The 20,069-nt window shown below is 44.2% G+C and carries 22 protein-coding genes; 7 read left to right on the forward strand and 15 right to left on the reverse strand.

What is annotated here, in order from left to right; translation table 11 throughout:
• Positions 1 to 10: 10 nt before the first annotated feature.
• The 7 genes from AC6CH7_RS02065 (at position 11) to AC6CH7_RS02095 (ending at position 8,801) form a co-directional block, all read left to right on the forward strand.
• Positions 11 to 1,165 (forward strand): pyridoxal phosphate-dependent aminotransferase, encoded by a 1,155-nt coding sequence (locus tag AC6CH7_RS02065; RefSeq protein ID WP_498261101.1) that lies wholly within the window; start codon positions 11 to 13, stop codon positions 1,163 to 1,165.
• Between the two features lie 38 nt (positions 1,166 to 1,203).
• A complete protein-coding gene (locus tag AC6CH7_RS02070; protein WP_498261102.1) occupies positions 1,204 to 2,052 on the forward strand; it encodes a prephenate dehydrogenase in 849 nt (282 codons plus the stop codon).
• A gap of 180 nt (positions 2,053 to 2,232) precedes the next feature.
• Positions 2,233 to 3,084 (forward strand): amidohydrolase family protein, encoded by an 852-nt coding sequence (locus AC6CH7_RS02075; protein WP_498261103.1) that lies wholly within the window; start codon positions 2,233 to 2,235, stop codon positions 3,082 to 3,084.
• Between the two features lie 230 nt (positions 3,085 to 3,314).
• Positions 3,315 to 3,851, forward strand: a complete 537-nt coding sequence (locus AC6CH7_RS02080; protein WP_498261104.1) for a sigma-70 family RNA polymerase sigma factor — start codon at positions 3,315 to 3,317, stop codon at positions 3,849 to 3,851.
• Positions 3,852 to 3,955: 104 nt separating this feature from the next.
• Positions 3,956 to 4,900: a FecR family protein gene (locus tag AC6CH7_RS02085; protein WP_498261105.1), complete on the forward strand. Its 945-nt coding sequence runs from the start codon at positions 3,956 to 3,958 to the stop codon at positions 4,898 to 4,900.
• Between the two features lie 132 nt (positions 4,901 to 5,032).
• Positions 5,033 to 7,600, forward strand: coding sequence for a TonB-dependent siderophore receptor (locus tag AC6CH7_RS02090; RefSeq protein ID WP_498261106.1), 2,568 nt, complete (start codon positions 5,033 to 5,035; stop codon positions 7,598 to 7,600).
• Between the two features lie 70 nt (positions 7,601 to 7,670).
• Positions 7,671 to 8,801: a PepSY-associated TM helix domain-containing protein gene (locus AC6CH7_RS02095; RefSeq protein ID WP_498261107.1), complete on the forward strand. Its 1,131-nt coding sequence runs from the start codon at positions 7,671 to 7,673 to the stop codon at positions 8,799 to 8,801.
• A gap of 14 nt (positions 8,802 to 8,815) precedes the next feature.
• Here the strand turns inward: AC6CH7_RS02095 and AC6CH7_RS02100 are convergent, their stop codons facing one another.
• The 15 genes from AC6CH7_RS02100 to AC6CH7_RS02170 are packed head-to-tail and all read right to left on the reverse strand — an operon-like array spanning position 8,816 to position 20,031.
• Positions 8,816 to 9,115, reverse strand: a complete 300-nt coding sequence (locus tag AC6CH7_RS02100) for a hypothetical protein (protein WP_498261108.1) — start codon at positions 9,113 to 9,115, stop codon at positions 8,816 to 8,818.
• Between the two features lie 59 nt (positions 9,116 to 9,174).
• The gene (locus AC6CH7_RS02105; RefSeq protein WP_498261109.1) at positions 9,175 to 9,963 is read right to left on the reverse strand and encodes a hypothetical protein; all 789 of its coding nucleotides are present in this window, start codon (positions 9,961 to 9,963) and stop codon (positions 9,175 to 9,177) included.
• A 19-nt stretch (positions 9,964 to 9,982) separates the two neighbouring features.
• Complete coding sequence (gene traM / locus AC6CH7_RS02110) at positions 9,983 to 11,089, reverse strand: conjugative transposon protein TraM (RefSeq protein ID WP_498261110.1); 1,107 nt, start codon at positions 11,087 to 11,089, stop codon at positions 9,983 to 9,985.
• A complete protein-coding gene (locus tag AC6CH7_RS02115) occupies positions 11,086 to 11,421 on the reverse strand; it encodes a hypothetical protein (RefSeq protein WP_498261111.1) in 336 nt (111 codons plus the stop codon). Before AC6CH7_RS02115 ends, traM begins: the two co-directional genes overlap by 4 nt.
• Positions 11,422 to 11,423: 2 nt before the next feature.
• A complete protein-coding gene (gene traK / locus AC6CH7_RS02120; protein ID WP_498261112.1) occupies positions 11,424 to 12,041 on the reverse strand; it encodes a conjugative transposon protein TraK in 618 nt (205 codons plus the stop codon).
• Between the two features lie 14 nt (positions 12,042 to 12,055).
• On the reverse strand, positions 12,056 to 13,258 hold the full coding sequence (gene traJ / locus AC6CH7_RS02125; RefSeq protein WP_498261113.1) for a conjugative transposon protein TraJ: 1,203 nt from the start codon (positions 13,256 to 13,258) through the stop codon (positions 12,056 to 12,058).
• 10 nt (positions 13,259 to 13,268) lie between these two features.
• A complete protein-coding gene (locus AC6CH7_RS02130; protein ID WP_498261114.1) occupies positions 13,269 to 13,895 on the reverse strand; it encodes a TerB family tellurite resistance protein in 627 nt (208 codons plus the stop codon).
• The gene (locus tag AC6CH7_RS02135) at positions 13,892 to 14,545 is read right to left on the reverse strand and encodes a hypothetical protein (protein WP_498261115.1); all 654 of its coding nucleotides are present in this window, start codon (positions 14,543 to 14,545) and stop codon (positions 13,892 to 13,894) included. The genes AC6CH7_RS02130 and AC6CH7_RS02135 overlap by 4 nt, the downstream gene beginning before the upstream one ends.
• 4 nt (positions 14,546 to 14,549) lie before the next feature.
• The gene (locus tag AC6CH7_RS02140) at positions 14,550 to 14,993 is read right to left on the reverse strand and encodes a hypothetical protein (protein ID WP_498261116.1); all 444 of its coding nucleotides are present in this window, start codon (positions 14,991 to 14,993) and stop codon (positions 14,550 to 14,552) included.
• Positions 14,990 to 15,661, reverse strand: a complete 672-nt coding sequence (locus AC6CH7_RS02145) for a conjugal transfer protein TraI (protein ID WP_498261117.1) — start codon at positions 15,659 to 15,661, stop codon at positions 14,990 to 14,992. Before AC6CH7_RS02145 ends, AC6CH7_RS02140 begins: the two co-directional genes overlap by 4 nt.
• Positions 15,662 to 15,664: 3 nt before the next feature.
• On the reverse strand, positions 15,665 to 18,112 hold the full coding sequence (locus AC6CH7_RS02150) for a TraG family conjugative transposon ATPase (protein WP_498261118.1): 2,448 nt from the start codon (positions 18,110 to 18,112) through the stop codon (positions 15,665 to 15,667).
• Entirely contained in the window at positions 18,109 to 18,918 is an 810-nt protein-coding gene (locus AC6CH7_RS02155) for a hypothetical protein (protein WP_498261119.1), read from the reverse strand. Before AC6CH7_RS02155 ends, AC6CH7_RS02150 begins: the two co-directional genes overlap by 4 nt.
• Complete coding sequence (locus AC6CH7_RS02160; RefSeq protein WP_498261120.1) at positions 18,902 to 19,243, reverse strand: DUF4133 domain-containing protein; 342 nt, start codon at positions 19,241 to 19,243, stop codon at positions 18,902 to 18,904. The genes AC6CH7_RS02155 and AC6CH7_RS02160 overlap by 17 nt, the downstream gene beginning before the upstream one ends.
• Positions 19,244 to 19,253: 10 nt before the next feature.
• Positions 19,254 to 19,691: a hypothetical protein gene (locus tag AC6CH7_RS02165; RefSeq protein WP_498261121.1), complete on the reverse strand. Its 438-nt coding sequence runs from the start codon at positions 19,689 to 19,691 to the stop codon at positions 19,254 to 19,256.
• 10 nt (positions 19,692 to 19,701) lie between these two features.
• Positions 19,702 to 20,031, reverse strand: coding sequence for a DUF4134 domain-containing protein (locus AC6CH7_RS02170; RefSeq protein WP_498261122.1), 330 nt, complete (start codon positions 20,029 to 20,031; stop codon positions 19,702 to 19,704).
• Positions 20,032 to 20,069: the final 38 nt, after the last annotated feature.

Here is a 20,069-nt window from a genome sequence, read left to right on the forward strand (position 1 = left end):
ATTTTTAATCATGATTGCAAAAAGAATGGAGGGGGTTAGTGAATACTACTTCTCCCAAAAACTTAGGGAGATAGATTCTCTGAATAAAGAAGGCAAAAACATCATTAACTTAGGTATCGGGAGTCCCGATCTTCCACCGCATCCGGATGTGATCAGGACACTGCAGGAAGAGGCTGCAAAGCCAGGAGTACATGGCTATCAAGGCTACAAAGGCATACCCGCGTTGCGACAAGCTTTTGCAGATTGGTACCAGCAGTGGTATCGGGTAACGCTTGATCCTGATACCGAAGTATTACCCCTAATTGGCTCTAAAGAAGGCATCATGCACATTTGTATGACCTATTTGAATGAGGGTGATGAAGCATTGATACCGGATCCCGGTTATCCTACTTATGCCAGTGCGGTTAAACTGGCAGGAGGCAAAGCAGTAACTTACCTCTTACAAGAACAGCGGAACTGGTATCCCGATCTTGAGGCACTGGCAGCTATGGATCTGAGCAAGGTGAAACTAATGTTTGTGAATTATCCCCACATGCCTACCGGTCAGCAGGTAAATGCCGGCATGTTTGAAAACCTGATACGCTTTGCAAAAGAAAATCAAATCTTGCTGATACATGATAATCCTTACAGTTTCATTCTAAATGATCATCCTGTAAGCCTTTTGGAGGTGCCTGGCGCTAAAGAAGTGGTATTGGAACTGAACTCTTTAAGCAAATCGCATAATATGGCTGGTTGGCGTATTGGTGTGCTTTGCGGATCAAAAGAACGAGTTGAAGAGGTGTTAAGATTTAAAAGTAATATGGATAGCGGTATGTTCCAGCCATTGCAAATGGCGGCTGCAAAGGCTTTAAGTCTTGGGGCTGACTGGTACAGTTCTATCAATAGCATCTATTCGCAAAGGAGAGATAAAGTATATCGTATACTTGACATTCTGGGTTGCAGTTACGAGCTTAAACAGGTTGGTTTATTTGTTTGGGCAAAAATCCCTGATCATTACCAGGATGCTTATGCCCTTAGTGATGAAATACTTTACCGAGCAAACGTTTTTCTGACACCGGGAGGTATATTTGGTAGTCAGGGAAATCGTTACATCCGGATTAGTCTTTGTGGCGATCTTTCCAGGTTTGAGGAGGCCATAACCCGGATCAGTAAATCATTTAAATAACGCATATACTCACAAATAAAAAGGAAATACCTAAACAGATGAAAATAGCAGTTGTAGGTCTTGGACTTATCGGCGGTTCCATGGCCATGGTGTTAAAACAAAGAGGCTTTGCTTCAAAAGTGATAGGAGTTGATAATCAGCAGGCACATACACAGAAGGCACTGGAGCTTGGGATTGTGGATGAAGTAGCTGATCTGGATAGCGCAATAGCAAGCAGTGACCTGATTATACTTAGTGCTCCAGTAAGCGTTTGTGCGGTATTATTACCCCAAATATTAGACCAGGTAAAGCACCAGGTTGTACTGGATACCGGTTCCACTAAAACCTCTCTCCTGGATGCAGTAAGGGGACATGCCAATAGGGGAAGGTATATCGCCACGCACCCCATGTGGGGAACAGAATTCAGTGGACCGGAAGCGGCTACTTTGGATGCGTTCGACGGCCGGGCCAATGTAATCTGTGATGCAGCAGAAAGCGATAAGGATGCCCTTGCAACAGTAGAGCAGTTGTACAAATTACTTGGCATGTATAATGTGTACATGGGGGGAAAGGATCATGATGTACATGTGGCGTATGTCAGCCATATTTCCCATATTACTTCCTTTGCTTTAGCCAACACGGTGCTGGAAAAAGAGAAAGAAGAAAATGCTATATTTGAACTGGCCAGTGCCGGTTTCGAAAGTACAGTAAGGCTAGCGAAAAGCTCCCCTGCTATGTGGATGCCCATATTTAAGCAAAATAAGGAAAATGTACTCGATGTGCTAAATGAACACATCACTCAGCTCAGGAAATTCAAATCATGCATTGAGAAGGAGAACTGGGCTTACCTCACCGAGTTGATGGAGCATGCAAATAAAATCAAAGATGTCCTTGATCGGAAACAGTAACAGCAATAAGTTTAGATTCTTGTCGAATACCGAAAGTTATAGACGGATAAGACCGATTATTTTCTAATGCGGATTTTGAGATAAATTAATTGACGAAACTATATTCGATAAATATTATAAATTTACTATAAAGATCGAGCTTAGCCACGAGAAAAATTGAGTTGTCTTTATAAATACACTATGAAAACATTAATTTTCTTAATTCTATTTTCAAGTTTATTTTTTCCCGCCTCTAAAGGACTTGCACAAAAAATATTTGATGTTCATATCCATGGGAGCAATGACATCGTGTCACAACTAAAGGAATTAAAGGAAGCAGGTGTTTATAAAGCGGCCCTTAGTACTTCATGGAACTTACAAAACAGCTACAGAGCACATAGGCAAATAGGCTTGTTGTATGGTTTGATGTTTCCCTGTCCAAATGGTAGTGTACCTTACAGCCTTCAGCCCTGTTTTGAAAATAAAAAAGACTGGCCCCCGCTCGCTTGGGTAGAACAACAAATTAAAGATAGAAAAATAGATTACTTTGGCGAGATTTTAAGTCAGTATTATGGCATATCTTCAGCCGATTCTTTATTGTTTCCTTATTATGCTCTAGCCGAAAAATATAATCTTCCTGTTGGAATACATACAGGTGGTGCAGGTCCAAATCATGGCAGTCCTAACTTTAAAATGGAATTAGGAGATCCCCGTTTAATGGAACCGCTATTTCTAAAATTTCCGAAATTAAAAGTTTGGATCATGCACAGCGGCGACCAGTATTTTAAAGAAGCAATTGCCATAATGACAATACATAATCAAGTATATGCAGATATCTCAGTGATTTCTAACCCTGATATTGTACCAACCGCGCAATTTACAATGATAATGAAAAGTTTTCTTGAGGCAGGATTGATAGATCGGCTCATGTTTGGAACAGACAATGGAAACATAAAGAAAGTTATTGCTAGAATTGAGCGCCTTAAATTTTTATCTAAAGGGCAAAAAAACAAAATATATTATCAAAATGCCGAGCGTTTCTTTAGGAAATAGTAAACGACAAGTAAATCCAGGACGAGTCAATCTGATTGAAGCACAAAATAAATTTATCAGGCAAGAGGTATTAATCCAGAAGAGAAAACCAGTGTTTGGACATAGCCTGAATTAGTTGGACAGCTTTCAGAAAGCATATTTCTTAAGTGTGCCGGAAAGGGTTCTAGTTTATTTTTTTTAAATTATTTATAATAAGTCTAAATAACTACATTTGCAGCAAATCAAACACTATGCTGAATACTAACGAGGCAAATGAAAAAGATTGCATTTTTATTGATGAGCGGATACTTAATGATCTATTTCAAAAATATTGGAATAGTGTGTATCATATTTGTTTGAAGTATACTGGTTCTGAAATCGATTCAGAGGAATTGGCTCAGGATATTTTCTTTTCCATTTGGAAACGCAGAGAAACCATAAATGTACAGGACATTTCCAAGTACCTGCATGGTGCCGCCAAATTAAAGGCTTTCAATTTCATGCGTAATAAAAGCAGGGCCAAGTTGGAAATCACAGATCTGTCTACAGAACCAGTGGACAACGAGCATCCGGCTATACAAATGGAATTTAAAGAACTTAATGCTTATTTTTCTAAATTTTGCAATACCTTACCTGAACCATGTAGGGAAATATTTTTGCTGAGTCGGAATCATGCCATGAGCCACAAGCAAATCTCTGAAAAAATGAACATCTCTTTGGGGATGGTTGAATATCACATTGGAAGTGCATTAAAGAGCATCAGAAAAAAGCTCCATACTTTTTTATAACCCCATTCTCATTTTTTTGTCTGATTGACAGTGATTTAAGATAATAATTCTAGAAATTTCTTTTTTTGTTTAGTGCGGCGTTCCATTTTGGTAACTATAGTGGTATGAATCATCATCTACTGGAAAAATACTTTAATGGAACCTGTACCGAGCAGGAACGAGCTGCTGTTGAGCAGTGGCTGGAGCAGTCCGAGGACCTCCCTAATACATCTCCAACCCAAGCAGACACGATCATCAAGGAAAGGGCATCAACAGCACTCAGCGAAAAAGTAGAATCGCACAAGAAAATGCAAGCCAATAGGAAATGGCAGTTGGGTATAGCAGCCTCTCTGCTAATTGCTTGTGTCCTTACTTTGCTTTTTAACTATTACAAGCCCAAGATTAATCCTGAGGTTGAAAGTCATATCGTATGGAGAACAACAGCTACAACTATGGGGCAAAAAGCAAAAGTGATACTTTCGGATGGCAGCACAATAGAACTCAATGGAGGCTCCGCAATTAGTTATCCGGAGCGTTTTATCTCAGAAAGAAATATAAAACTGCTGCAAGGAGATGCTTTTTTTATGGTTACAAAAGATGCTAAACATCCTTTTGTAGTAAAAACAGGAAATGCCAGTCAGATAAAAGTATTAGGTACACATTTCAATGTTAAACAAGACCGACATAAATCTAGAATAGAAATCACCTTAAATAGTGGAAAAATTTCTTTTGAGCGCTCTGGGAAACAGGCGCAGTTGCTTTTGCCCGGGCAGCAGCTGCACTATTTCCCTGTATCGGATGCCATCAGCCAGCCGGTTGCCGTTGATACTACAGAAACAGATGCATGGAGAAGGAATATCCTTCTGTTTAAAGAAACACCTGTAGCACAGGTACTCGATGAGCTGGAACAATTTTACGGAGTTACATTCAAAAACAGAGCGAATGACACACAGCAGCTCATCACTGCACAATTTGAAAATGAATCGCTTTCAAGGGTGTTAACCCTCCTGAAAAAAGCTGGAAAACTGAATTTTATTCAACAAGGAAAAACAATTTACATCCATAAATAACTCAAAACAAAAAAGGAGAAATGAACACTACTTAAATAAAAACCGGGCCTGCGCGAACAGAACCCGGCGTTTAAAACAGATTTAATTAATTATTCGACGATCAATCAATCCAATTTTAAAACAATCAAAAATATGAAATTTAGTTTCCTTTCAGCTAAAGGATATTTAACATTATTCGTAACGTTATTATGTGCCATCGGGCAGCTTTATGCCCAGAATAGTGATTCAGAAATAATGCTCTCCTCAAAAACCATTACGCTTGCTGCTATTGTTGAACAGGTACAGGCACAAACCCCCTTTCGTTTTGTTTACAGTAAAAAATTTGTAGCAGCAGAACAACCGGTAAGCCTGCAATCGGCACGAATGAAAATAGACCAGCTTCTTTTTGCTCTAAATGCCAAAACGGGTTTACGGTTTGAACGTTTTGGGAATCAGATTGTGATCACTCAGTCTGATCGTGGCAGTATCCGCGGCGCTGTCCGAACATCTGATAACCAGCCGGCATCCAATGTAACAGTAACTGTGAAGGGACTAAGAACTACCCATACCGATGAAGACGGAACTTTCATCATCAAAAATATCCCTGGAGGAAATTACATAGTTGAGGTAAGTTATGTGGGTTACGCTGCTGGAAGCCAGAAAGTTCAGGTCAAGATTAATGAGGACGCTATAGTTGATTTCGTAATTTCCAGCAGTTCCAAAGAGCTGAGCGAAGTTATTGTAAGTGGCAACAAAAAGAATAAATTCGCTTCAAAAGAGTCTGAGTATGTTGCTCGTATGCAGCTTAAAAACTTGGAAAACCCGCAGGTGTATAACGTAGTGACCTCTGAATTGATGAAAGAACAGGTGGTGGTTACTCCCGTTGAAGCCATACGTAATGCAACTGGTGCAGTGCCGGTAATCTATCCCTCAGGAGGTTTCGGGGTTAGTTTCAGAGGATTCTCCATAGGTGCCAATGCACGCAATGGTATGGAAACCACTACGGAAAGATCGGGCATTGATGTTGCCAATATCGAACGTATAGAAGTACTAAAAGGCCCATCCGGCACATTGTTCGGGGCTTCAGCAGCTTCTTTTGGTGGCGTGGTTAACGTCGTCACTAAAAAACCATTTGAAGCAAGCAAATCTGAGCTTTCGTATACAACTGGAAGCTTCGGCCTGAACAGGATCACTGTGGATGTAAATACACCACTTAATTCCGAAAAAACTGTTTTGTTCAGGGTTAATGCCGCAGTAAACAGAGAGAAAAGTTTTTTAGACTATGGGTTTAACAATACGACCCTGGTAGCTCCCAGTTTGAGTTATCGTGTAAACGAGCGCTTAACCTTCAACTTTGATGCAGAGTTGTTAAAATTCAACAATACGCAGCCATTGAACCATATTGTATACCCTGCAGCAAATTTTAAAAGCGCTGCGGATATTCCTTTGGCTTACCGCTCTACTTTGTACCATGATGATGCCGATGCTAAAGGTTATACGACCAAGTTTTTCGCAGTAGCCGATTACCAGTTAGCTGATAACTGGAAGTCGAAAACTTTATTCTCCTTTACCGGTGAAAATGTAGACCACAGCTATCAACGCCCTGTGCTGTGGATGTCACCAACGGTAGTGACAAGGGCATTTTCTGTATATGGCCCGCTCTACAACAATTACACAAACATCCAGGAAAACTTAACGGGTGATTTTGCTACTGGTGCCATCAAGCATAAGATGTTGATTGGCCTGAATTACCGTTACTATAATGGCAAATTCCTTACCTCTAATGTAGACGTTATTGATCAGGTAGATGTGACCGGGAAGTTTGCCCCTGTAACCAAAGGGACTATAGACAAGTTAACGGTAATGGAAAACTATCCGACTGCGGACCAGCACACAGCAAGCGCTTATGTAAGTGACGTGGTGAATTTTACCAGTAAATTCTCGGCTTTGCTGAGCCTGAGGGTAGATCATTTTGACCGAAAAGCTATTGATGAGACCGATAAAGGTTACAGACAGACCTCACTGGCACCAAAACTTGGATTGGTATATCAGTTGATCGATGATAAAGTGTCGGTATTCTCGAATTATATGAGTGGTTTTCAGAATTCGGCTCCGGTAAACCAGCCGGATGGTTCGCTAAAGGTTCTGGACCCTATTTTCGCCAGACAATTTGAAGGAGGGGTTAAAGCAGAACTGTTTGATAAAAAACTGAGCACTACATTAAGTTATTATAATATTGAGATTAATAATGCAACCAGGACTACCGCGGAATTATTGACAGTACAGGATGGAAAGCAGCGCAGCAAAGGTGCTGAGTTTGAATTGATAGCCAATCCGATTGAAGGACTGAATATAGCTGTAGGATACGCCTATAATAACAATCGCATTTTGAAAACTGATGATCTCACATTGGATGGTAATAAAGCAGAGAATTCGCCAAACAACGTGGCCAATTTCTGGGTGTCCTATCTTTTTCAGAATCAGTTAAAAGGATTTGGACTTGGATTTGGCGGCAATTATGTAGACCGGTCTTTCCGTTTAGCAGATAACCTGGCTTATACTCCGGAATACACACTGTATAACTCGACCGTGTTTTATGACCGTGAGCAATGGAGAATTGGTGCAAAGTTCAATAACATGACCAATAAAAAATACTGGGATTCGCAATGGAATGCGCAAAGACCCTCGAACTTCGCGGTCAACTTAACCGTTAGATTCTAAATAAATACATAAAGCTGTATCATAAACCTTTTGATATTTATGATGCAGCTTTATACTGACTTCAAACTGAATGCTAAAAAAACAAATTAGAAAACTTCATTTGTGGCTTGGACTACTATCGGGGATCATTGTATTTGTTCTGGGTGTAACTGGTTGTATCTATGCATTTGCCGATGAGTTGAAGCCAATTATTTATCATCGGCAACTAGATATTAAGGCAAATGGGGCCACAAGAAAGCCATTCAGTGAATTGTGGACAAAGGCCCAACTAGCTCTTGGAAAGGATAAAACAATTGGACGCTTCACCACCGGTTCTAAGCCAGGTGATACTTATCAGTTCAGGGCATATAAGGACAAAACGGGTGGTATATGGGAATGGGATAATGTTGTCTATCATCAGACTGCTTATCTTAATCCTTACACTGCTGAAGTGATTAAGGTAGAAGATAACACTTTTGAGTTTTTTAATCTAGTACTGATGCTCCACTGTAATTTATTGCTTGCTGGTGGCGTAGGGAAAATGATAACCGGAATTGCCACTATGGTATTTGTGGTCCTGTTGATTACAGGGGTTGCCCTCTGGTGGCCTAAAAATAAAACCGTAGCCAAGAAAAGATATTGGTTCCGTTGGAAGGGCACCACAAAATGGAAGCGAAAAAATTACGATCTGCATAGTATCAGCGGCTTTTACGTCACGATTTTGGCTTTAATAATTGCACTTACGGGTTTGGCCATGGCCTTTGAATGGTTTGACCGAAGCCTGCAGTGGATAGCCAATGGGGGGGTAGCGTATGAAACTCCAAAGCAGGTATTATCTGATACCTCACTTGTGGCGGATCAGCCTCCGATAGACAAAATATTTAATGAAGTGAGGAACGACCAGCCTAATGCCAGGGCTTATTACATCTATCCTCCTGGCATTAATCCACAAGGAGTATTAAATGTTTATATCGACAACGGACGGAGCTATCGTTCATTAATTCGGCAATACGACAGACACACTGGACAGATTCTTAAAGTCGCTACGTTTGAAGACCAGCACAACGGAGAGAAACTAAGTATGCTAAACTATGATATTCATACAGGCAACGCATTGGGGCTAACCGGGAAATTCCTAGTTTTTTTTGCAAGCCTGATTTCTGCAGGTTTACCTGTTACGGGGTTTTGCATCTGGCTGGGAAGGAGGAAACTTAAACCTTGATTTTTACCTTTAAGCTATGGCGTGCCTGAGAAACCCAGCATCATCACTTTGCTACTACTCATTCTGTTGAAATTGGGCTGATAACAAATATAGCCATATTCATCTAAGGCCCGGATGGCGTTATGCCAGGTTGCACTGCTGGATACTTTTGCCAGCGGCATGAGCTGCTTGCTTTTTACCAGGATGAAAGCGGGGTGATTGCTTCGAATCCAGTGTTGATAAAGCGCCATGTAAACGGCAATGTGTGTGGTCCTGATTCGCGGATCGTGTTCGATTTTTTTCAGAAATTGTTTTAAAATAGCTGTTGTTTCCATCTCGGGCTAGGTTAAATTGCTGACGCCATTATTGGCGTCAGCGTTGGATTTTTTGTCTGCTAAGACATTGTTGGACCGGATTTTTTTACCCTGGGCCTGGGTGTTTTGTTTTCCAGTGATGGTGTCTCGGAATTTGTTTGTTCTTTAGACTGCTGCTGGTTGTGGTACAATTTATTTAGGTTCATGTCGTATACATCAATACTTTTAAATCGAGGGTTGGCAGCGAGAAAATGCTGTTGCAGCTGACCATCTTCTACGAAGTTTACCGACTGCAGGTTGCCTTTTTGAAGCGATTGCAGGAGTCTTGCAGCTGTGGTTTCCTCCCCAAGTTCTGCAATTGGTAATTTTTTCAATGCTTGCTGGAGATCGAAACCGTAATTGTCTCCGAACGTTTGGAATTTGTAGTTTCCATATTTATCGGTTTCCTTAAAGTTGAGCTGCGTCCAAACATTATATTTCTCATCTGTAGCAATATATTTGTCCTGGATAAGCTCTTTTTCCATTTTGCTGTATTCTTTGAAAACTGACCTTCCGCTTAACAGGTTATAGGCTTCTTTCTGGGTGATGTTGTTCTCCTTGCCGATTTGAAAGGTTTGGCTCATCAGTTCTGCCGAGCGTTCAGGTCTGAAAGTCAGTTCATAGCGGTTAAAAAAATATAAATCGCTTGATTCTGACCGGCTGAAGTCTAACCTGGAGATGACCACATCATTGCCGAATTCTGTGCGGTTTAAAAGTTGAAATTCTTTGAGTTCTTTGCCGATCTTCTCATTCAGCTGGCTTTCATAGCCTTCGCCAAATCCGGTGTATTTGATTTGGTCTTTCAGGAATTCTACATTTTTCTTGTTCATGATTTTTGGATTTAATTGATTAATATGATTGATTGTCTTTTAGCAATACCTTGTAGCCGGCTTTGAGCCTTGCTTTGATGCGCTTTATTTTTTTTCCGAATAATCCCTTGGCAGTAGTGATACCTGCGCCTGCAATCTGGGTGCTTAAATTCTGCTCCATACCCATCAGCTGCAGACCCTGGATGGCATTATCGGAACCCTCTTTAAGCGCATCAGTAATTACCGCTTCGGGTGCATTGATGCCTTCCATACTGTCTTTCAGGTCGTATACCTGCAGGTCAACCGGGATGATGGCATAGCCAAGGCCGATGCTTTTAATGTGTAGTCTGATTCGCTGGTTGTTGATTTCGCAGCTGCCATAAACCTGGTGTCCTTTAGGGATGTGTTGCCCATTCAGGACTGCTGAATCCAACAGGGTTAAGGCCACCACGGTACCTTGTTTGACCTTCTGGTTTTTAGCAATGACGGCAGGGATGGCAGTGTATGTTTTTTTAGTACTTTCGGGCAGAATTGGGTTGGTTTTTTCCTTTAGCAATTCCGGATGCTGAATCTCCTGGATCTTTTCCAGTATTTGATGTAGCTGACCAAGCTCGGGATCTTCTTGCTTTCCTTCTTCCACGGCGTCCATCATAGCGCTGAGTTGCTGGAGCTGAGGAGCGTTTTCAGCTATAGGGACCGGATTGCTTTTTGAGATCAGATCCGGAAATTTTTTATCCGGTTGATTCAGTACCCTGTTAAGCTGTTCCAGCTTTTGATAGACCTGTTGTTCGCCGGACTCCGGGCGATGATGCCTGTTCGGGAGCAAAGCGTCTTGATCAAATGTCTCCGGGACGGATGAGACATTTGACGAATTATAAGGATCTGTTTTATACTGCTGGGCAAGCCGATCGGAATCGGCTGTTGCCCTTTCATAAAGACTCATCTTATTGAGCTGATTTTTCGTGTCGTTTCTGGCATCGGGCAGTTCGGTATTGATGCCAGAAACGGGAACTCCATTGTTTGTAATGTCTTTTCCGCCACCTAGCAGCGCGAACAGGAGCGTGGCAAATGGGACGATAATAACAGGCAGGAAAGTAAAGAACCTGCGTTTGTTAAGAAATTCCGGGGATTTGAGTAGTTGATTCATTTCTGTGGTTTTTTACGTGATTCATAAATTTTTTCCATCAGCAACAAGCTGTCTGAGGGCAGGGTCTGAGGAATGGGGCCACTTTTTGTTTGAACAGGAGGAATGGGCTGACCCTTTAGCCCATTTTTGCTAAGCAGTGTAATGTTCCATGCGCTTAGGAGAATGCCCACAAATAGCAACGTGGCGATTTTTATTTTCATTGGCAGGCAATTGAACAAGCAGCTCATTCCATGGGCCCAATGGGTTTGCAGCTTTAGAATTGCCGTGCTGATGTTTCTGGCGATAACCTCTTGCAGCATTGCTTTGGGGTGTCCTTCGTTGTTGTTTTTCATGATTAAGGCTGTGTGGTTTGCAGGTCTTTGTTTTCCAGGGTGGTCCAGCGTTCGATTAGAAAGCCATGGGGATTGTTGTCACTGCGAATCACCTCCCGGAGATGGCCCGAAGTAATCAGCGTTCTGGAGAGCCGGCTGGTCTGGCGGATAATCTGCTGGGTGGCATAGCAGCGAAAGGGGTAAGGGTAGCTTCTGGTATCAATTTTAACGCTATCCACCTGCAGTGATTGATTGATGTTTCCAGCAATCAAACTTGCATAGTAGCCTTTCTCCTCCAGATTGTCATAGGCATGCTTGGCACTTTGATCAGCCAGATACAATGACTTAGTGATGTGCTCTTTGATGACTTGATCGTCGGGGCTGAGGTTGAAAAAAAGCTGGTGAAAGGTGGCGACATGGTCCCTGGCTTCTACCTCCAGGTTGTCTTTCCTGCTGGAACTCATGGCACTGACCACCTTGCCGTTGAGCAAAATCAGTACACGGTCTTCCGCCCGGGTGACCCGCTGGTCTGAGCGGTAAGTATAGAAGCAAGTGAAAGCCACATTTGCCAAGATAACCACCAGGCTGAAGGTTCGGACTTGCCGGAAAGCGGTGTCAATATTTTTTATTCGCTGAAACATATCGCTGGGATTAATTAAGAACCAAGTATTTTATTGTGCATGTAGCTGTCGGTTTTTCCGGATGATCCGCCCGTGCCCAGATCAGTGCCTGAGCCGCCAGCGCTAAGACCGAGCGCTGTACCCATCACTTGCTGTGCGCCGCTGGCTGCTTTAAGGGCACCCGCGGAGGCAACTGCGGCTGTACCTGCCGCTGCCCCTGAGACCATGCTGGTAATTTGCTGGGTCATGGCGCCAGCTCCGCCGGCATTGACAATGTAACCGGCAACACTGGGAACGGTAAAGTAGCCGACAATGCCAATCAGCAGGAAGATCAGGTAAGCGGTATCAGTAGAGCTAAATAGCGTATCCCCATTTTGCTGAATCTCTCCGATATCCAGGATGAGCATTTTCTCCTGCACTTTTGCGATGATGCTGCCAAAGATATTGGCCACAGGTAACCACAAAAAGATGTTCAGGTAGCGTGCCAGCCAGGAACTCAGTGTATTTTGAAAGCCATCGAATACCGCGATCCCGAACACCAATGGTCCCAGAATGGCCATGACCACCAGATTAAAGGTCCGTAGGGTGTTGATGCAAAGCGCGGCTGCTTCATACACTACACGCAGGATTTCACTCATCCATTCTTTTACTGAATTTCTGAAACTGTAAGAAGCCTTTGACATGGCAAAGCGGACTTCATTGCCCAGGCCTTCCAGGATTCCTTCTTCTGCGGGATCCTGGTTGTCATAAGTGTATTTATACCACTTGTCCCGGTCACCCTCACCGGTTGATCCGATATACATTTTCCAGGCTTCGCTTGCCTTAACCTGTTTTTCTTTTGCCTTAAGAAGCCTGGCGATCGCCTGGTTGGAGCTACTCATCATTTCCGCAGTAGCGGTTACCGTAGGTTTCATTACCCCATTGATCAGGCCCAGTACCGAAGGGTAGATCATAATGGCAAAGCCCAGCACAAAGGGGCGAAACAAGGGATAGAAATTGATGGACTCTGCATTGGCGATATGTCTCCACACCCTGGAGCCTATATACCAAAGGGCTGCAAAACCGGCAATGCCCTGGGCAACGCTGATGAGTTTACTACATAGTGGCATCATTTCCTGATACAGTTGGTCCAGTACACTATGCAGGCTATTCATTTCCTGGGCAAGCCCCTGTGCCTGGCAAAATGCCGGCAGTAGTAAGAAAAATAATGGGCCTAGTCGTTTTGTCGTTTTTTTCATGTGATTAAGTCTAGGGCCGGATGCCATAAAGCTCGCGGCTGGATTGAATGTCTTGATCCGCTGCACTGCGCTGCAAGGAAAGAAGACTGGTCGAAGTGTTGAATTTGTTCAGAAAAATGAGCTTTTGCTGCAGCTCCAGATAGATCTGATCAATGGCATCAAGCCGCTCCTGGTCTGACATACGCAGCCGGCCGGCAGTGACTACCATCAGCAGGTCATCAAGATTGTCCAGACTTTGCTTTAGGAGGCGGTCGTAGATTCTGGCGATATACTGCAGCTCAGCAGGGCTGAAATTGCTGCTATGGAGAAAACGCCGGTAAGCGGTTTTGTATTCGTGAACCAAGATCGTCTGACCGGATACAATATCGGCCACCTTTTTATACTTTCTGACCGCAGGACTAACTTGCATCAGCCCGTCTAAAAAGATCCGATGCAAGTTGAAGTTCCCCTGAGAAAGGTCCCGAATGGTATTGTAACCCTTACTGATGAGGGTATAACCTTTTTTCACGTCTTTAAGTATTTTTTTAAACTGGTCAAGTTTTTCAACATTCAGCAGCAATTGCTGCACCTCCTGGCTTTGCCCTTTTCCATAATAACAGGTCAGCTGAAGCAGGAATGTGAGTAGCAGGATTTTCATAACGCCGTATTGAGGTTGTTTAACTGTAGCTCCAAATGGATATTCCTTAATTCGGATGTCCTTTGTTGGTCCAGGGACATACCTTGCCGCACAAAATCTTTGCAGAAATCCAGATGTGACAACATTTGATGATGCAGATCCCTGAGCCGATTGATCCGCTGGTCATCGCTGATTTCCAGTTGATGGTCTGCAGTCAGCTGATAAGATTCTTCCATCGTCTGCGCACAGGAGCTACGGAGTTTTTGAAAGACCCTTTGCTGGTAGGACAGCTCATCAGGAGAAAAACTTTCTTTCTGTAGCGCTTCTTTCAGGTAGCTGGCGCTGAGGCTGAGTATACGACCTTGGAGCAGGACCATATCAGCGAGCAGGCTTAGTTTTTTTATTTTGGTACTTGGATTTTTTAAGCCCGAAAAGTGTAGGCTGTGGAGATTAAAGTCTCCTTTTTTTAAAGCACTGATGGTACTGGTCCCATCTTTAACGATGTTGTAACCTTGCCTGGCAAAACTGAGGTAAACCTGCAGGCCTGCAACCTGCTGCGCCAGGTATCGTCGCTGGGTTTTTTTCTGTTTAAAGAATTCTGCCCAGGTCTGGGCTTTGCCAGCTGATCCAATCAGCAGCAAGAGGGAAAAGGTGAAAAATATGGATTTCATATGCTTAACGGTTTAGGCTTTTTCTGTGTTTTTGCTTTATTTTTAAATGAGCTGGGACCACCCGGGCAGTGGCCCAGCTGCATTGGGGTAACTCTGAATGGCTGTTGATCTGCTGATAATCGTAGTCCCGTGTCAGGCCATTTTGATTCAGGCAGATGATGTCCATGCTGGTAATCAGGAATCCCTTTTGCTTGGTATAATCCAGACTGAAAATGCAGCTAACGCGGTATCCTGCTTTCAGTCCGATATCCTGGCTGACTAAGGAAAGCTTAGGTAGTTTTTTACCGAGCACTTCATGCGTCAGCATCAGGTATTTCAGGCTGTCCGAAAGCATTTTGCCGTCTTGTTGAAAGGTTGCCAGGAACGGTCCCAGGTAGCCTTTCTGAGCCAGCAGATTTTCCAGGTCTGCGACATGTCTTTTGATCCGTTGATGTGCTTCGATGATCATTTCAGTCCGTATAAGCGCTGTATCTGACGCAGGTCATTCTGGTCCACCGCCCGGTTAAGGGAGAGGCTGATGTTTTGCTGGTTGAAGCTCAGCAGGTCGAAATAGGCCTGATCGGCCTGGTCTGAGGCCTGCCTGATGAGTTCCAGCCTGGCCGCGTCACTCATCTGGGTTTGAAAGGAATCCACCACCAATAGGAGCTGATCAATTTGCCGGACGCTTTGCTCTAGGATTCCTGCATATACTTTTGCCATATATTCCAGCTCGCCCGTAGAAAAATGTGCATCCTTTTTCAACAGTTGCCAGGCTTTGCGGTAAGCCTGCACCAGACGGATCTGGCCAGAGCCTATCGCTTTGACCTGGTGGTAAGTGCTGATGATGTGTTTAACTTTACTCAGCTCTGCAAAGTAGTCCTGGTAGAGGTTCCGCTGCCGCTGGGTCCAGTCGGAAATCTCCCCCAGCTTGACTTTGCTCATCGCATTTTCCAATGTTTTCTGCGCATTTTGTAACCAGATGGTTTGATTTTGCATGCGCTGGACTTTCAGGTCAATGGCTCTAATGACTTTTTTAACGCCAGTTTTGATGACTTCTGCGATGGCCAGCTGAGCCTGGACAGGTTTTGGTTGCAGTAAGCCCGCCAGTAGCAGGATGGTGATCAGGAATATTTTCATAATTTAAGTGTTGTTTTTGTCTTTGAGCAATGCTGTTATTCCCGCTTCCATACTGCCATGTTTTTCCGCAGAAGTGCTGACCAGAACCCTTTCCCTGCCTTCGGTGGTGTAGGCATAATATTCTTCGGGACAGAGCTCATTTTTGTAGACCTTGGCCCTTTGTCCACCAATCTCAATGAAAATCTCCCTGTTGTCCTTATTCACAGAGAGCAGGATGGTTTTGGCCTTATCTGACAAACCCAGGGCATTTTGGAGCTTGTCAAACTTGTGGAGGAACTTACGCATGTCCATCAGAATCTTGATGTCGGCATTGTTAATGATGGCATCTTTGATGATCGGTGAACTGATCAAATCATCCAATTCCTGGGTAATGACAATTGGTACCCCATTGAATTTGCGGATGGTCTTAAAGGCATACTTCAGGAATTCGGCCATTCCGGACTTAGCGATGGCTTTCCAGGCTTCATCTATGGTGAGTACCTTGCGTACACCCGGTAGCTTGCGCATTTTTGAAATAAACAACTCCATGACAATCAAGGTGACTACGGGGAACAGGATGGGATGATCTTTAATGTTGTCCAGTTCAATAACAATAAAGGTCTGTTGCAGCAGGTCCAGGTTTTCCCTGGCATTGAGCAGGTAATCAAATTCACCCCCCTGATAGTAGGGACGCAAGACATACAGAAAGTTGTCCAGGTCAAAATCTTTATCTTTTACCTTGTGTTGCTGGAGCAAAGCGGCATATTGGTCCCGAAGGAAGTCGTAAAAGGTGTTAAAGCATGGGAATATTTTCTGGTCTTTTTTCAATTCATCATAATATCCCTGCAAGGCATTCGACAAGGCCACGTATTCGCTGCGGTTGAAAGGGTCGTGTTCCTGTTTCCATAATGAGATGAGCAGTGCCTTTAAACTTTCTTTTTTCTCGGTATCCAGTCCGTTTCCTTCCGGCAGGTAAAAAGGATTGAATCGGATGGGGTCATCTTCAGTGTAGGTGAAATAATAACCTCCGACCAATTCACATAATCCTTTATAACTGCCGCCGATGTCTACCGTAACGCAATGTGCTCCCTGCTGGTACAAAGTGCTGAGGATATGGTTGATGGTCATGCTTTTGCCGCCTCCAGAGCTTCCGCAGACCAGCATGCCCATATTGGAGGCGATACCCGAAGCCCTTGGCTCATCAAACAGGTCTACATAGACGGGTTTTCCGCTTAACCGGTCGCTGAAACGAATGCCCTGACTGGCTTTTACACTTCGGTAATTGCTTTCCAAATTTAAAAAACAACAGGCCTGCTCCGCAAAAGTGTCAAAAGTATCGTTCATGGGGAAATCTGCAGCATTTCCGGGGATGCCTGCCCACCAGATCTGTCCGGCACCAACCAGCTCAGGTTTGGCTGCAGCATCCATCTGAGTGAGCGCAGAGCAGACTTTGTTTTTCAGCTCAGGGAGCTCAGATTTGCGGTCGGTCCAGACCAGTACATTGAAATGGGCTTTTACCGGCAGGCGCTGCTGAGCGATGGCCTCATTTAAGAATTCATTACTGGCATCCCTGGCAATGGTGTTTTCCCGGGAGTAACCCGACAGGGACTGCAAGCGCAGTCGTTTCCTTTCAATCTTTTTTAAGCTTGCCTGGGGATCGTCAATAAACAGGTACTGATTATAAATGTGGTTGCAGGACAACAGCAGCCCCAGCGACCCGGCGAAACCGATAGGGAACTTGGTTTTGTCGGTAGAGAATTTATCATAAGTGATTCTTGGTCCGCAGAGATGGGGCAGGTCAGCTGCATCACCCAAAGTATACAGCAGTGCAAACTGGTCACCAATTTGTACGCCGTCATCAAACGAGATGTCCTTGTAGAGAAACTCGCCAGGACGTTCAGACAGGCTGCAGTACCGTTCAATTAAGCCTGATTTGTGCCGGTAGCTTTCCAGCTCAGCAGCTTTGAGCCTTTTGAGTTTAATCAGCCCGCTGTCTTCCAGGATACGCTTGAACTGACTGACCTGGTCCAGGAACGCGTTAAATGCTGCTGGTCTCAAAAACTCCCTGGGCACAATGGTTTTTTTAAGCAGGTTGCTGAACAAGGAGCTGCTGGTTTTCCTGCCATCGGGTTTTTTGCAGAGCATGAGGTAGCATTCATGCTGGAGGAATGGCCTGCCCTGAAAATGTCTGGCACTGCTTTCAGCCAAAAATCCGGGAAGATTCTCCTGCCCCTGATGGGCGTGTTGCAGGAACCAGTCTTGCTTGTGCATCAGACTATATTTGGGCAATACTTTAATGGCCTTGACCCAGCTCTGGTGGAAAGCCTCATATTCTGCATCTGAAAGACTGAATATCTCCGGAAGCTCCGCCTGAAAGACCAGGGTAAGGTCTCCTTGGCTGGAGAGAATACAGTCATTTTCTATACCCATAATGGGCAGCATGTCGAAAAGGTTTGGTGTCTTGGTGTTCATATGCTTTTTCCTTTCCTGCGTGGTTGGATGTAGGATCTTAATTTGGGTGCTTGAGGGGGGATGGTCTTCTTTTTTTGTAGTTCGACCATTTCCTGATGTGCAAGTTTGGTCAGGGGAATGGCTACAGCCTGGTGGCTCATTTTCATGGGGAAGCGTGATAGCAACTCGGTGTCTTCCAGCCGGTAAAGTCTTGCTGCTCCCACGGGATCGAGCAGGATCTCGTTGGGCATTTCCAGCAGGACGATTCCTTCCCTAAAGGGCATTAAAACCGATTCTTTGCTGATCTGTTGTCCCTGAGTAGTGTCAAAGAACAGGCGGAGTTTCTCCCCATCGGAGCTCAGCTCCAGTTCCTTAATCCCGATGCGCACTGCGGGCTGGGCTGCTGAACGCAATTCCCGCATGCGGACATCAATGATGTAGGGTTTTTCCATCAATGTGATTTTGGGTAGTTCACCTTTGAGCCTCCGGTCGATGGCCTCATCAATCATCAGTATACCCCAGTTGTGGCGGTAACTGGTTTGATTGAAAAGTGCCGGCAGGCTGCTGTCTTTGCCGAATTCTTTTTGCAATACCTCTTTGGGAATGATGATGCGCCGGAGCTGGGGGCTGAGCTCCCGCATGAGTTGCAAATGGGATTTGGCTACTTTTTCTACGATCGCATAGATCATCGAATAATAGCCACCTTCTTCTTTGAGCTGGGAAAAAGGAATTCTGTTTTCTGGGTAGGCCGCCTGGACAAATTGCTGTTTTTCACTGTCAACATAGAACAGTGAGCCGTCCAGGATAATGCTAATACTGGCTTTCATGAGCGGTAATGGTTAAGTGTTGAAAGGTAATCCGGCTATAGTTTTTGATCAGTTTGGGCATTTTTCGCCTGGCGATGGCCTTCATCATGCCGTGCTCGCCATAGGTATTGCTCCATTGGTAAACTTTTACCATAAGGAAGGCTCCTGTAATTAGGATAAAGGCCATACAGAAATAGGTATTGAGCCCGATCAGGTACAGGAGGGCAAAAAGGATCATCAGGACCAGCATGCCTCCTGCAAAATACCAGATGTATTGCGCCTTGAGCCCTTTAAACTCAATGCTTTTATTGATGCCCTTGTTGATGGTGTAAATGCTGTTGTTCATGACTTTGATGTTAAGCTTTGGTCGTGTTCAGGTATTTTTTGATCTGCCGGCAAACCACACAGCGAATCAGCGTGTCGTTAAGTGTTGCCTCACTGAAATGCATGGAACTGAAAATGGGTGTGCATACTGTGATCAGCTGGACAATTTCCTGAGTCAGGGTGCCATTCTCCCGAAGCTGCAGGTAATCCCCTGTAAAATCTTCTTTTAAAAGATTGCGCAGGTAATGATATTTAGAAGGCCGCAAATCGGCAGTAAGCACCTTCATCAGAACCCTGGCAATCAACTCAGGCGCTTTTCCGTTGACGATAAAGGCGTCGAATCGGGGAAGATGCTTTGCTAACTTTTCTTCCAGGTATTGATCCAGGGCCCGATGTTGCAGACTGATGATCAGGTCAGGATTGTGCTGCACCAGATAGTTCTCGAGTTGCTTTTTTAACTGTTGTTTCATGGAAATGGAATTAAACGCCGAAGAAAGATTTGATGATGGTAGCGACAACGACCAGGAAGATGCAGCTGCCAAACCAGGCGGCGGCAATTTTAGAGGTGTCCTGGTCGCCGTTGCTCCATTTCTGATAAACTTTAACGGCGCCGATGAGACCAAGCAGGGCACCTACCGCATACATCAGCTGGACCCCGGATTGGAAATAACTTCTGACTTCGGCGTTTGCCTTTTGAATGCCGGCATTGCCATCCTGGGCGCTGCTGTACAGGTGGATTAAATTTAGCAGCAGCAGCGCCCCGTATTTCTTTAAGTTCAGGGATTTGTGTGGTTTGGGTATTGCTTTCATATTGTTTTTTTCTTGTTCATGGAATGGATTTCTGTCGC

It is taken from the genome of Pedobacter sp. GQ55, from assembly GCF_059758925.1.